Below are 12,410 nucleotides of genomic sequence, written 5' to 3'. Positions count from 1 at the left end.
GCCCGAGGCGGGCTCAGCGGTACAGCAGGTACTCCCTCCGCGTTCGCCGGAACGCCGCCAGTTCCTCCCGCCAGCCGGCCACCACCTCGTCCGTGTCCGCGCCCGCGTCGATCATCGTGCGCACCTGCTCGGAACCGGTGAGCCTGTCGATCCAGTGATCCGGGCGCCAGGCGAACCCGCTCCACGTCCGCCTCGCGCTCACCAGCAGCCCCACCCCCGTACGCACCGGATCGAACGCCTCCCGGTCGTGCACATGGAGCTGCACACCCCCGACCGTCCTCCCCTGGAACTTGGAGAACGCCGGTGCGAAGTACGCCTCACGGAAGCGCACGCCCGCCAGACCCAGCCCGTTCGCCCCGGCCGCCCAGCGCCCGTCGATCCCCTCCGCGCCCAGGAGCTCGAACGGCCGGGTCGTCCCGCGCCCCTCGGACAGGTTGGTGCCCTCGAACAGACACGTCCCCGCGTACACCAGGGCCGTCTCGGGCGTCGGCATGTTGGGGCTGGGCGGTACCCAGGGCAGCCCGGAGGCGTCGTAGAAGTCGGACCGCCGCCAGCCCGACATCCGTACCGTCTCCAGCCGCACCGGCTCGGTCAGGAACTCGGCGTTGAACAGCCGCGCCAGCTCCGCCACCGTCATTCCGTGCGCCTGCGCGATCGGCTGCCGCCCGACGAACGTGGCGAACCGCGGGTGCAGCACGGGCCCCAGGGCGGCCCGCCCGGTCACCGGGTTCGGCCGGTCGAGGACCACGAACCGCTTGCCCGCGAGCTGCGCCGCCTCCATGCAGTCGTACAGCGTCCAGATGTACGTGTAGAAGCGGGCGCCCGCGTCCTGGATGTCGAAGACGACCGTGTCGACGCCCGACGCGGTGAAGATGTCGGCGAGCGGCCGGCCGCTCTTCAGGTACGTGTCGTAGACGGGCAGCCCGGTCGCCGGGTCGTCGTAGCGGCCCTCGGAGCCGCCCGCCTGCGCGGTGCCCCGGAAGCCGTGCTCGGGGCCGAACACGGCGGTCAGGTCCACGCGGTCGTCGGCGTGCATGACGTCGACGATGTGCCGCACCTCCCGGGTGATGCCCGTCGGGTTGGTGACCACGCCGACCCGCTCCCCGTCGAGCGCCGCGTACCCGTCGGCGGCGAGCTGCTCGAAGCCGGTGCGCAGGCCGCGGCCCCCGGCCACCGGGGCCGCCCGCCCGGATTCTGCGGGTCCTTCAGCCTGTCCCCGGGTGGCCGCCGCGGCGGCCGTGGGGGTCGCGGCGGCGGCCGCGAGGGTGGCTGTGGTGGTGGCGAGCAGGCTCCGTCTGGACAGTCTCATGCTGTGACCTCCGCGATCGCTCCCGATGTCATGCCCACGCACGTTAACGCGCGTGAACCGCCCGGGGAACGAGCCGGACCGCCGTCGTTCGCCTCTTCTCTTTCTCTTCCACCCGACATACCGACCGGTTAGTCTGACGCGACGCGTCGCGTCACATGACGACGTGGCCGAGCGATCAGGACGGCCGGTGGTCATGCGGTCACGTGGTCGAGGAACAACCGGGCAGCCGCGCCGAAGGAGCCGATGATGGAAGCCGTACAGGGTGCGAAGGTGGTCGTCACGGGAGCCGGGGGCGGCATCGGGGCGGCACTCGCCCGCCGCTTCGCCGGCCAGGGGGCCCAGGTCGTCGTCAACGACCTGGACGCCGACCGCGCCAAGGCCGTCGCCGACGAGATCGGGGGCATCGCCGTCCCGGGCGACGCCTCGTCCGTCGTCCCCGACGCCCGGGACGCGCTCGGCGGCACGGTCGACGTCTACTGCGCCAACGCCGGCGTCGGCCGCGACGGCGGGGAACCGGGCGGACCGCTCGACGAGCAGGGCTGGGCGCTCTCCTGGGACGTCAACGTCATGGCCCACGTCCGCGCGGCACACGCGCTGCTCCCGGACTGGCTGGAGCGCGGCAGCGGCCGCTTCGTCTCCACCGTCTCCGCCGCCGGACTGCTCACCATGATCGGCACGGCCCCCTACAGCGTCACCAAGCACGGCGCCTACGCCTTCGCCGAGTGGCTGTCGCTGACGTACCGCCACCGTGGGGTGAAGGTCCACGCGATCTGCCCGCAGGGCGTGCGCACCGACATGCTCACCGCCAGCGGCAGCGCGGGCGACCTGGTCCTCGGGCCGACCGCGATCGAGCCGGAGGACGTGGCCGACGCCCTGTTCCACGGCATCGACGAGGACCGCTTCCTGATCCTGCCGCACCCCGAGGTCGCCGAGTACTACCAGGCCCGCGCCGCCGACCCGGAGCGCTGGCTCGGCGGCATGAACCGCATCCAGCGGCACTGGGAGTCCACCAGGTGATGCCGGGCGACACCGGATGACGCCGGTACGCGGTGAGGCCCCGCGTACCGCGATGCGATCCTGCCCGACGCGCCGGGACCGGGGGGTGGGAAGATCCCCGTCGGGGACGGACCGCGTCCCCGGCTGCCGGCGGTGCCGGCAGTGTGTGACGACGACCGGCAGCGACACGGAAGGCAGGTGGCGGAAGTGCCCAGGACGACGGACGGCGACGGGCCCCCGGTGCCGCAGCGGCTCCTGGCCGCCGCCACCCGGCTCTTCGCCGAGCAGGGCTACGACCGTACTTCGGTGCAGGAGATCGTCGAGGCGGCCGGAGTCACCAAGGGTGCGCTCTACCACTACTTCGGCTCCAAGGACGACCTGCTGCACGAGATCTACGCGCGCGTGCTGCGCGTCCAGCAGGAGCGTCTGGACGCCTACGCGAACGCCGACGAGCCGATCGACGAGCGACTGCGGGGCGCGGCGGCCGACGTCGTGGTCACGACGATCGAGAACCTCGACGACGCGTCCATCTTCTTCCGCTCCATGCACCACCTGAGCCCGGAGAAGAACAAGCAGGTACGGGCCGAGCGCCGCCGCTACCACGAGCGCTTCCGCGCGCTGGTCGAGGAGGGCCAGGCGGCCGGCGTGTTCTCCACGGCGACCCCGGCCGACCTGGTGGTGGACTACCACTTCGGCTCGATCCACCACCTGTCGACCTGGTACCGCCCCGACGGCCCCCTCACCCCGCAGCAGGTCGCCGACCACCTCGCCGACCTGCTGCTGCGCGCCCTGCGCCCCTGAGGCGCGGCAGGACCCACCGGGGCCCGGGCCCGCGGGCCCCGGGCCCGCACCTCCTACCGGTACTTCTTGATCTCCCGCCGGGCCAGCGACCGCTGGTGCACCTCGTCCGGGCCGTCGGCGATCATCAGCGTCCGCGCGGCGGCGTACAGCTCGGCCAGCGGGTGGTCCTGACTGACCCCGCCCGCTCCGTAGAGCTGGATGGCCCGGTCGAGGATGCCGACGACCGTGCGCGGAGTGGCGATCTTGATGGCCTGGATCTCGGTGTGCGCGCCCCGGTTGCCGACGGTGTCCATCATCCAGGCCGTCTTCAGCACCAGCAGGCGCAGCTGTTCGACGGCGACCCGCGCGTCCGCGATCCAGTTCTGCACGACACCCTGCTGGGCCAGCGCCTTGCCGAAGGCGTCACGGGACACGGCCCGCCGGCACATCAGCTCGATCGCCCGCTCGGCCATGCCGATCAGCCGCATGCAGTGGTGGATCCGGCCGGGACCGAGCCGTGCCTGGGCGATGGCGAAGCCGCCGCCCTCCTCGCCGATCAGGTTCGCCACCGGCACGCGCGCCTGGTCGAAGACCATCTCGGCATGGCCGCCGTGATAGTGGTCCTCGTAGCCGAACACCCGCATGGCACGCTTGATCGTGACGCCCGGGGTGTCGCGCGGCACCAGGATCATGGACTGCTGACGCCGGACGTCCGCCCCGCCCGGGTCGGTCTTGCCCATCACGATGAAGATCCTGCAGTCCGGGTGCATCGCCCCGGAGATGTACCACTTGCGGCCGGTGACGACGTACGCATCGCCGTCCCGCTCGATCCGCGTGGTGATGTTGGTGGCGTCCGAGGAGGCCACGTCCGGCTCGGTCATCGCGAACGCCGAGCGGATCTCACCCGCCAGCAGCGGCTCCAGCCACTGCTTCTTCTGCTGTTCGTCACCGAACTGCGCCAGCACCTCCATGTTGCCGGTGTCGGGCGCCGCGCAGTTCGTCGCCGTGGGCGCCAGCTGCGGGGAGCGGCCCATGATCTCGGCGAGCGGCGCGTACTGGAGGTTGGTGAGCCCGGCACCGTACGCGGAGTCGGGCAGGAACAGGTTCCACAGGCCCTGTCTGCGCGCCTCGGCCTTGAGCTCCTCCACCACGGGGGCGTTCGCCCACGGCGAGTCCAGCGCGGCGCGCTGCTCGTCGACGACCTGCTCGGCGGGGTGGACGTGCTCGTCCATGAAGGCGAGGAGCCTGGCCCGCAGTTCCTCGGTGCGCGCGTCGAACGTGAAGTCCATGGGTCAGCCCTTCCGGAGGCCTTCGCGAAGCGTGGTCAGACCGTGTTCGATGAAAACGGGGACGAGTTCGCCGATGCGGTCGAAGCCGGGGCCGACGGTCTGCCCCAGCGTGTAGCGGTAGTGGATGCCCTCGAGGATCACCGCGAGCTTGAACCAGGCGAACGCGGTGTACCAGGAGACCGCGGAGACGTCGCGGCCCGAACGGGCGGCGTAGCGCTCGATCAGCTCGGCGGGCGACGGATGCCCGGGGGCCTCGGCGGTCGTGGAGACCGGGGACTCGGGCATGCCCAGCGGCATGCCGTACATCACCAGCAGGCCGAGGTCGGTCAGCGGATCGCCGAGCGTGGACATCTCCCAGTCGAGGACCGCCCGGATCGAGTCGGCGCCCCCGTCGGAGCTCGCGATCAGGACGTTGTCCAGGCGGTAGTCGCCGTGCACCACGGCCGGTGCGGGGGAGCGGGGCAGCTCCCGGCCGAGCGCGGCGTGCAGTTCGTCGATCCCGGCCAGCTCCCGGTTGCGGGAGGCGTCCAGTTGCTTGCCCCAGCGTCGCAGCTGCCGGTCCAGGAAGCCCTCGGGGCGGCCGAAGCCCGCCAGACCCACCGCGTCGGGGTCCACGGCGTGCAGGTCGACCAGCGTGTCCACCAGGCCGAGCACCGCCTGCCGGGTGCGCTCCGGGCCGAGCGGCGCCAGCTGGTCCGCCGTCCGGTACGGGGTGCCCTCGACGAACTCCATGACGTAGAAGGGCGACCCCAGCACCTCCTCGTCCTCGCACAGCAGGACCGTGCGGGGTACCGGGACGGGGGTGGCGTGCAGCGCGCTGATCACCCGGTGCTCGCGCTTCATGTCGTGCGCGGTGGCCAGGACGTGCCCGAGCGGAGGACGCCGTACCACCCACTTGGCGGTGCCGTCGGAGACCGTGTACGTGAGGTTCGACCGGCCGCCCTCGATCAGCCGGCCGGAGAGCGGGCCGTTCACCAGACCGGGCCGCTCCCGGGCGAGCAGCGCGCCCAGCCGGTCGAGATCCAGTCCGGGCGGGTGGTCGGGGCTCATACTCGCTCCTACGGGCCGGTGACAGTACCCGACATATGATGCCGACCAGTCGGTATGCCGTCCAGGGCGGGGGTGAAACGTGATCGGGGCCACGAGTGGAGTGACCGGGTCACACCCCGGACGTGATCGGGTCATCCACTTGCGCCGCGGGGGACAACGGCGAAAGGTCGGGCCCATGAAGGCGATCAGCTATGCACAGTACGGCGGCCCCGAGGTACTCGAACTCACGGAGGTGCCGGAGCCCGGGGTGGGCCCCGACTCCGTGCTCGTGAAGGTGCGGGCGGCGGCCGTCAACCCCGTCGACTGGAAGTGCCGCGAGGGCCACCTCGACCAGATCCTGAGCCCGGTGTTCCCCGTCATTCCGGGCTGGGACGTCTCGGGCGTGGTGGTACGACCGGGCGCCGCCGTCCCCGAGTTCGCCGCCGGCGACGAGGTCATCGGCTACGTGCGCGAGGACTTCCTCTCCCGCGGCACCTTCGCCGAGTACGTGGCCGCCCCGGTGCGCGCCCTCGCGCGCAAGCCGCGGAACCTCTCCTTCGAGGAGGCCGCCGGACTGCCTCTCGTGGGACTCACCGCCTATCAGGTGCTGCACAGGGTCCTTCGGGTGAAGCGGGGCGAGACGGTCCTGGTGCACGCCGCGGCCGGCGGCGTCGGCTCCGTCGCGGTCCAGCTCGCCACGCACCTCGGCGCCCGCGTCGTCGGTACGGCGAGCGAGCGCAACCACGACTTCGTCCGAAGCCTGGGCGGGGAACCGGTGGCCTACGGCGACGGCCTCGCCGAGCGGCTGCGAGGGCTCGCCCCGGGCGGCGTGGACGCCGTGTTCGACTCGGTCGGCGGTGACGACCTGAGGGCCTCCGCCGCCGCCCTGGCGTCCGGGGGCAGGCTCGCGTCGATCACCGACCCCGCCGTCGTGGAGTACGGCGGCAGCTACTGGTTCGTGCGACCCGACCCGCAGGACCTCGGGCACCTGTCCGAACTGGCGGAACAGGGCGTCGTGAGCGTGCACGTCTCCGAGACGTTCCCGCTGGAACGCGCGGCGGACGCCCACCGCCTCAACCAGGAGGGCCGGACCAGGGGAAAGATCGTCGTGACGGTGGACGAGCAGGTCGTGACGGGGGACGAGTAGACGGCCAACGGGTGGACGGCGGACGGGGTGGCGGCGGACGGGGTGGCGGAGGAGGCCGGTAGGCCGTCGGGCCGGCCACCCCGTCCGCCGGGTACGTCGTCAGCTCTGGAGGACGAGGGCCGCCCCGCACACGGCCAGGGCCGTGGCGCAGAGCACCGCCGTGGTGAGGTGCCGCGAGGCGGGGGCGGCCGGGGCGGCGGTGCCCGCCAGGGTGCGGATCCGGCGGTGGGCGACCAGGAGGAACCCCAGCCAGCAGGCGCAGCACAGCGCGCACAGGACCACCCCGACGGCCGACACCACGCCGTGCAGCGCGGTCCGTACCGCCAGCACGGATGCGACCGTGCACGCCAGGGTCGTACGGCGCCAGGCGAGCCGGGTCCGCTCGGGCTGCAGTCCGGGGTCCCGGTCCGCCCGCACCCCGGCCGGCCCGGTCACCCGTCCCACCCGGCGAGCACCACGACGACCATCGCCAGCGCGACGACGGCGACGACGAGACTGAGCAGCACCGGGAACCGGGACACCGGCAGGTCCTCGCCGCGCCGCATGGCCCGCTCGCAGCGCACCCAGTGGTTGACCGCGCGCAGCGCGCACAGCACCCCCGCGGCGAGCAGCGCCAGCGCGAGCCCGACCCGCCAGCCCCAGCGCAGGTCCGGCAGGAACTGGTCCACGGCGAAGCCGCCGCCGACCAGCGCGAGCGCGGTCCGCAGCCAGGCCAGGAACGTGCGCTCGTTCGCCAGGGAGAACCGGTAGTCGGGCGTGTCGCCCTCCTGCCGCACGTCCTGGGGCGCGAACCACAACCGGACGTTCCGTATGAAGTCGATCACTCTGCGACCCTACCGGCACGCCCGGACGGGAGCGTGACGGGTGCGGGGCCCGGCGGTGCGGTTATCCGCGGTGGGCCTTGAGGCGTTCGTATGCTTCCAGGCCGTCCGGAGTCCACGCCCATTCGCCCAGGCGGCGCTCCAGCTCCGGCTCGGTCAGGAAGGTGTGCCAGGCCACTTCCTCGGCCTGGGGCTCCACCGGCAGGTCGCAGCGGACCTCGTGGACCGCCGACCACCAGCTCCGTCCGCCGCCGTCGTCGTAGAGGAACGTGAAGAGGAACGCGGGCTGCGGCAGCCCGGACACGCCCAGCTCCTCCTCGGCCTCCCGCAGGGCCGCCTCGGCGTAGCTCTCGCCGGCGCCCACGACCCCGCCGACGAACATGTCGTACAGGGAGGGGTGGACGAGCTTGGTCGCCGTGCGCCGGTGTACGAAGATCCGGTCCTCGGCGTCCCTGACCAGGATGAACGCGCACCGGTGCCGCAGCCCTCGCGCGTAGGCCTCACCGCGTGGGGCCCGGCCGGTCACCCGGTCGTTCTCGTCCACGATGTCGAGGATCTCGTCGGCGGCGGGCGCGGGACGGTCGGCAGCAGTCATGCATCCATCGAAGCAGGGCCCGCGCCGAGCCCGTCCACGCGGGTCCCCGGGGCCTGCCGTAGGGCAAGTGATGTGTCTGCGAAGCCTGTTGACGCGTGTAATGCCTCGGGCGCCCTTGACGCCAACTGTCGGCCGGCTGTTTGCTGTCCGTGATCAGCCCATGGCTGACGGCAGCCGACCACTGCCGTACGGGCCGACCACCCGCCATGGGCCGAGCCACCGGAAGAGCGCGTGAGGAAGTCCGCGGTGTCCCCACCCCCGCCTCCCCTCGGCCGTGCCCGCAGACGGGCGGCACAGGCCTTCGACGAGGCCCTCGACGACGGCGAACTCGTCGCCGCGAGAGCCGCGCTGGCGCAGGGCCGGTGGCAGAACAGCCGCTCGCTGCTGGTGCGCACGGGGGACGACTGGGACCGCCGCGGCCACCGGATCACGGTGCTCGCCCGGGAGCCCTCCTGCGCCGCCTGGGCCCATGACTGGCTGCTCGCCGAACCCGACTCCGGGGACGGGGCCGTCCTGCTCGCCCTGGCCCGGGTGCGGCGCGCCCTGCGCGGCAAGGACAAGCCCGCCCGCGCGCGCGAGGCCTGCCACCTGGCGGCCGCCGCGCTGCCCGCCGACCCCACTCCCTGGCTCGGTCTGCTCCTGCTGGAGTGCGCCCGGGGCGCCGGGGGAGACGCGGTCCGTGTCTTCGAGCAGATCCGCTCCCGGCACGCGGACCACCACCACGCCCACCATCTGGTGGTCGCCTGGCTCGCCGAACGCCGTGTGGAGGCGGGCCCGGACCCGCTGCACGAGGTCTACGACTTCGCCAACTGGTCCGCGGAGCAGGCACCCGCGGACTCGCCCCTGGCGATCCTGCCGGTCATCGCGCACGCCGAGCGCTACCGCGCCCTCGCCGCCGCCGGGCACGAGCGCGTCGACCCGGCAGCCTCCGGACACTGGGTGGGCCGCCGGGCCCGGCAGGTGATGAAGGCCGCCTTCGACTGGTGGCTGGAGTGGGAGCACGAGGACCATCCGCGCCGCCTGATCGACCTGAACTTCCTCGCCCACGCCAAGGTCTGCGAGGGCCGGGGCGCCGAGGCCGCCGCCCTGTTCCACCGGATCGGCGACAAGGTCACCCCGGTCCCCTGGTCGTACCCCGACCGCGACCCGCTCACCGCCTTCCGCACCGCACGGGCCGCCGCCCTCGGCACCGGATGACCCCCTGCACGACCCCCGCGGACCACTCGGGAACCACCCGGCCCGCTCCCTCCACCACGCCCCATCCAGCACAGGCAACCACTCCCGACGCAAGGACGGTTCTCCCGATGACGACGGACAGTTCGCGCACGAGCAGATCCGCGGCGGACGGCATCAGCACCTTCAAGGGACGGGAGCGCGCCCTGCGTGCGGACCGGCTCGGCACGGGCGGTCTGCTGCTCTCCGTGCTCGCCGCGACCGCCCCTCTCATGGTGGTCGCGGGTGTCATGCCCACCACATTCGCGGTGATGGGCATCGTCGGGCAGCCGCTGCTCTTCGTCCTCCTCGGCGTCGTGCTGGTGCTCTTCAGCCTCGGCTACGCCGAGATGAGCCGGCACGTCCACAACGCCGGCGCCTTCTACGCGTACATCTCCCGCGGCCTCGGCGGCACCGCCGGCGCGGGCGCCGCGATGGTCGCGCTGGTCGCCTACAACGCCCTCCAGGTCGGCATCTACGGCATCTTCGGCTTCGAGGTCTCCGGGCTCTTCGCCACCTACGCCGGCCTCGAGGTCGCCTGGTGGATACCGTCGCTGGTGGCCCTGGCCGCCGTCGGCGCGCTGGGCTGGCTGAAGATCGACGTCAACGCGCGCGTGCTCGGCGTCCTGCTGGTCGTCGAGGTGCTCCTGGTCGTCGTCTTCGACATCGCCGCCATCGCCGACCCGGGCGGGGAAGGGCTGTCGCTGCACGCCTTCGACCCGGACACCCTCACCGGCGCCGGCGTCGGCACCGCCCTGTGCTTCTGCATCGCGGCCTTCCTCGGCTTCGAACAGGCCCCGGTGTACGCGGAGGAGACCAGCAGGCCGCACGTCCTGGTGCCGCGCGTGATGTTCCTGGCCGTCACCGGCGTCGCCGTGTTCTTCGCGTTCAGCAGCTGGGCCCTCACCGTCGCCACCGGCCCCGCCGGCATCGTCGCCACCTCGCAGGAGCAGAGCGCGGGACTGCTGTTCTTCCTCACCGAGTCCCGGCTCGGCGGCACCTTCACGGACGTCCTGCACGTCCTCTTCGTCACCGGCATGTTCGCCGCGATGCTCAGCTTCCACAACGTCGTCGCCCGGTACGCCTTCGCCATGGGCCGCGAGGGCCTGCTGCCCGCCGCCTTCGGCCGCACCACCGGCACCAGCGGCGCCCCCGGCACCGGCTCGCTGCTCCAGACGGGCATCGCCGCGGTGCTCGTCCTCGCCTTCGCGCTCACCGACGACAAGCCGGCCGGCGACCCGACCGCGCCCGTCCTGCATCTGTTCACCTGGTTCGGCAACGTCGGCGCCCTCGGCGTGATCGTCCTGATGGCGATCGCCTCGCTGTCCGTCGTCGTCTTCTTCGTCCGCCGCGGTGCCGCGGGCGCCCAGGCCTGGCGGCTGGTCACCTCGGCGCTGTCCGGCCTCGCCCTGGCCGTGATCGCCGGCTACACCGTCAAGGACTTCGACGTGCTCGTCGGCGCCGGCCCCGACTCCGCCCTGAGCCTGCTGCTGCCCGGCGTCATCGGGCTGGCCCTCGTCGCCGGCCTGGCCCAGGGCCTGGTCCTGCGTTCCCGCGCCCCCGGGACGCACGCCCGTATCGGGCTCGGCAACGAGGCGTTCCAGCTGGACAAGGAGGCCGAGCGCACGCCGTAGCCCACACCGGCGTACGGACGGGGCGGGCGGCCCACGCGGCCGGGCGGCTTACGGAAGTCTGACGGGCACCCGCGAACCCTGGCCCCACCGGGGACGCGGGTGTTCGAATGGCACGGTGAACTCCGAACAACCGGAAGCACGTGACCGTCCGGAAGACCACGAACGGCCCACGGCGCACGACCGGCCGGACGACCGGGAACGGCCCGCAGCACGCACACCGCCCGACGAGGCGGCACCCGACGGCCGGGGCCGGCCCATCGGCCGCCGGATCCTCCTGGGCACCCTCGGACTCGGCGCCCTCGGCGTGGCCGCCGCCCCCGTACTCCAGCGCGGACTGGAGTCCTTCCTCGCCGGAGCCTCCGACAAGGACCCCACCGGCCTGACCGGACTGCTCCCGAACGGCGGCGGCTTCCGCTACTACTCCGTCACCTCCTCCGTCCCGCGGAAGGACGCCGAGACCTACCGCCTCACCGTCGACGGCCTGGTCGACCGTCCCACCTCCTACACCCTGGCCGGCCTGTCGGCCCTGCCGCAGACCCGCATGGTCCGTGACGTCCAGTGCGTCACCGGCTGGCGGGTGCCCCGCACACCGTTCGAGGGGGTACGCCTGTCCCGCCTCCTGGACGCGGCGGGCGTGCGCGCCACGGCCGGCGCGGTGCGCTTCACCTGCTTCGACGGCGCCTACTCGGAGAGCCTCACCCTCGCCCAGGCCCGCCGGGCGGACGTCCTGGTCGCCCTGCGCATGCAGGACGAGGACCTCGGCCACGCCCACGGCGGCCCGGTCCGCCTCTACGTCGCCCCCATGTACTTCTACAAGTCGGCCAAGTGGCTCTCCGGCATCACCGTCACCGAAGACGTCGAACCCGGCTACTGGGAGCGGCGAGGCTACGACACCGACGCCTGGGTCGGCCGCTCGAACGGACGCGACGATGAACCCACGGACTGACCTGCCGCCCACCGCCGTCGCCACCGGCGTCCCGCGCTTCACCCGCGCCGCGCGGTGGGCGCACCGCAGCACGGCCGCGCTGATGGGCCTCTGCGTGTTCACCGCCGCCTGCCTGTACGTCCCCCAGCTCGCCCAGCTGGTCGGGCGCCGCGCCCTGGTGGTCACCGTCCACCGGTGGTCCGGGCTCGCGCTGCCGGTCCCGGTCCTGGCCGCACTGCTCTCCCGGGCCTTCCGCGCCGACCTGGGCCGCCTGAACCGCTTCGGCCCGCACGACCGCACGTGGCTGCGGGCCGCGCTGCGCCGCGACGGACGCCCCTCGCAGCGGCCGGCCGGAAAGTTCAACGCCGGACAGAAGATCTACGCGGCCTGGATCGCCGGTGCCACGCTGGTGATGCTCGGCACCGGTCTGATGATGTGGTTCACCCACCTCACCCCGCTGGTGTGGCGCACCGGCGCGACCTTCGTCCACGACTGGCTGGCCCTCACCCTCGGCATCGTCCTCGCCGGCCATGTCGGCATGGCCCTGGCCGACCCGGAGGCCCGGCGGGGCATGCGCACCGGCGCCGTCGACCGCGACTGGGCACAGCGCGAGCATCCGCTGTGGCGGCCCTGAGCACAGGGCGAACGGCCGCGACCGCGGCACCGCGTGGGC

General features: G+C 73.1%; 13 protein-coding genes. 7 read left to right on the top strand and 6 right to left on the bottom strand.

Translation table 11 applies throughout. The features are described 5' to 3' along the window. Positions 1–13: 13 nt before the first annotated feature. On the bottom strand, positions 14–1,309 hold the full coding sequence (locus ACFWVE_RS25915; protein WP_384018483.1) for an exo-beta-N-acetylmuramidase NamZ domain-containing protein: 1,296 nt from the start codon (positions 1,307–1,309) through the stop codon (positions 14–16). A gap of 243 nt (positions 1,310–1,552) precedes the next feature. Between ACFWVE_RS25915 and ACFWVE_RS25910 the strand changes: the two genes are divergently transcribed. Together ACFWVE_RS25910 and ACFWVE_RS25905 are read left to right on the top strand one after the other, a co-directional pair. Further along, positions 1,553–2,326 carry an SDR family oxidoreductase gene (locus ACFWVE_RS25910; protein WP_384018480.1) on the top strand — a complete coding sequence of 258 codons (774 nt, stop codon included), beginning with the start codon at positions 1,553–1,555 and terminating at the stop codon, positions 2,324–2,326. Between the two features lie 186 nt (positions 2,327–2,512). After that, a complete protein-coding gene (locus ACFWVE_RS25905; protein WP_384018477.1) occupies positions 2,513–3,106 on the top strand; it encodes a TetR/AcrR family transcriptional regulator in 594 nt (197 codons plus the stop codon). 53 nt (positions 3,107–3,159) lie between these two features. Here the strand turns inward: ACFWVE_RS25905 and ACFWVE_RS25900 are convergent, their stop codons facing one another. Together ACFWVE_RS25900 and ACFWVE_RS25895 are read right to left on the bottom strand one after the other, a co-directional pair. After that, positions 3,160–4,374: an acyl-CoA dehydrogenase family protein gene (locus tag ACFWVE_RS25900; protein ID WP_384018474.1), complete on the bottom strand. Its 1,215-nt coding sequence runs from the start codon at positions 4,372–4,374 to the stop codon at positions 3,160–3,162. 3 nt (positions 4,375–4,377) lie between these two features. Then, positions 4,378–5,424, bottom strand: a complete 1,047-nt coding sequence (locus ACFWVE_RS25895; RefSeq protein ID WP_384018471.1) for a phosphotransferase family protein — start codon at positions 5,422–5,424, stop codon at positions 4,378–4,380. Between the two features lie 175 nt (positions 5,425–5,599). Between ACFWVE_RS25895 and ACFWVE_RS25890 the strand changes: the two genes are divergently transcribed. After that, positions 5,600–6,550 (top strand): NADP-dependent oxidoreductase, encoded by a 951-nt coding sequence (locus tag ACFWVE_RS25890; protein ID WP_384018468.1) that lies wholly within the window; start codon positions 5,600–5,602, stop codon positions 6,548–6,550. Between the two features lie 99 nt (positions 6,551–6,649). Here ACFWVE_RS25890 and ACFWVE_RS25885 read toward each other — a convergent pair whose 3' ends face one another. The 3 genes from ACFWVE_RS25885 to ACFWVE_RS25875 form a co-directional block, all read right to left on the bottom strand. Next, entirely contained in the window at positions 6,650–6,985 is a 336-nt protein-coding gene (locus ACFWVE_RS25885) for a DUF202 domain-containing protein (protein WP_384018549.1), read from the bottom strand. Continuing rightward, positions 6,982–7,374: a YidH family protein gene (locus tag ACFWVE_RS25880; RefSeq protein WP_384018465.1), complete on the bottom strand. Its 393-nt coding sequence runs from the start codon at positions 7,372–7,374 to the stop codon at positions 6,982–6,984. The genes ACFWVE_RS25885 and ACFWVE_RS25880 overlap by 4 nt, the downstream gene beginning before the upstream one ends. A gap of 61 nt (positions 7,375–7,435) precedes the next feature. Then, positions 7,436–7,966 carry an NUDIX hydrolase gene (locus ACFWVE_RS25875; RefSeq protein WP_384018462.1) on the bottom strand — a complete coding sequence of 177 codons (531 nt, stop codon included), beginning with the start codon at positions 7,964–7,966 and terminating at the stop codon, positions 7,436–7,438. A 246-nt stretch (positions 7,967–8,212) separates the two neighbouring features. Between ACFWVE_RS25875 and ACFWVE_RS25870 the strand changes: the two genes are divergently transcribed. The 4 genes from ACFWVE_RS25870 to ACFWVE_RS25855 all read left to right on the top strand — a co-directional run bounded on the left by ACFWVE_RS25870 (position 8,213) and on the right by ACFWVE_RS25855 (position 12,371). After that, on the top strand, positions 8,213–9,163 hold the full coding sequence (locus tag ACFWVE_RS25870) for a hypothetical protein (RefSeq protein ID WP_384018460.1): 951 nt from the start codon (positions 8,213–8,215) through the stop codon (positions 9,161–9,163). A gap of 107 nt (positions 9,164–9,270) precedes the next feature. After that, positions 9,271–10,812: an APC family permease gene (locus tag ACFWVE_RS25865; protein WP_384018457.1), complete on the top strand. Its 1,542-nt coding sequence runs from the start codon at positions 9,271–9,273 to the stop codon at positions 10,810–10,812. Positions 10,813–11,068: 256 nt separating this feature from the next. Further along, the gene (locus ACFWVE_RS25860) at positions 11,069–11,758 is read left to right on the top strand and encodes a molybdopterin-dependent oxidoreductase (protein ID WP_384018546.1); all 690 of its coding nucleotides are present in this window, start codon (positions 11,069–11,071) and stop codon (positions 11,756–11,758) included. Then, positions 11,742–12,371 carry a cytochrome b/b6 domain-containing protein gene (locus tag ACFWVE_RS25855; RefSeq protein ID WP_384018454.1) on the top strand — a complete coding sequence of 210 codons (630 nt, stop codon included), beginning with the start codon at positions 11,742–11,744 and terminating at the stop codon, positions 12,369–12,371. Before ACFWVE_RS25860 ends, ACFWVE_RS25855 begins: the two co-directional genes overlap by 17 nt. The last annotated feature ends 39 nt before the right edge of the window (positions 12,372–12,410 follow it).

This window comes from Streptomyces sp. NPDC058632 (genome assembly GCF_042717095.1).
Lineage (GTDB): Bacteria > Actinomycetota > Actinomycetes > Streptomycetales > Streptomycetaceae > Streptomyces.
Note: the sequence above shows the minus strand (reverse complement) of the source record. Positions and strands in the feature narration are given on the sequence as shown.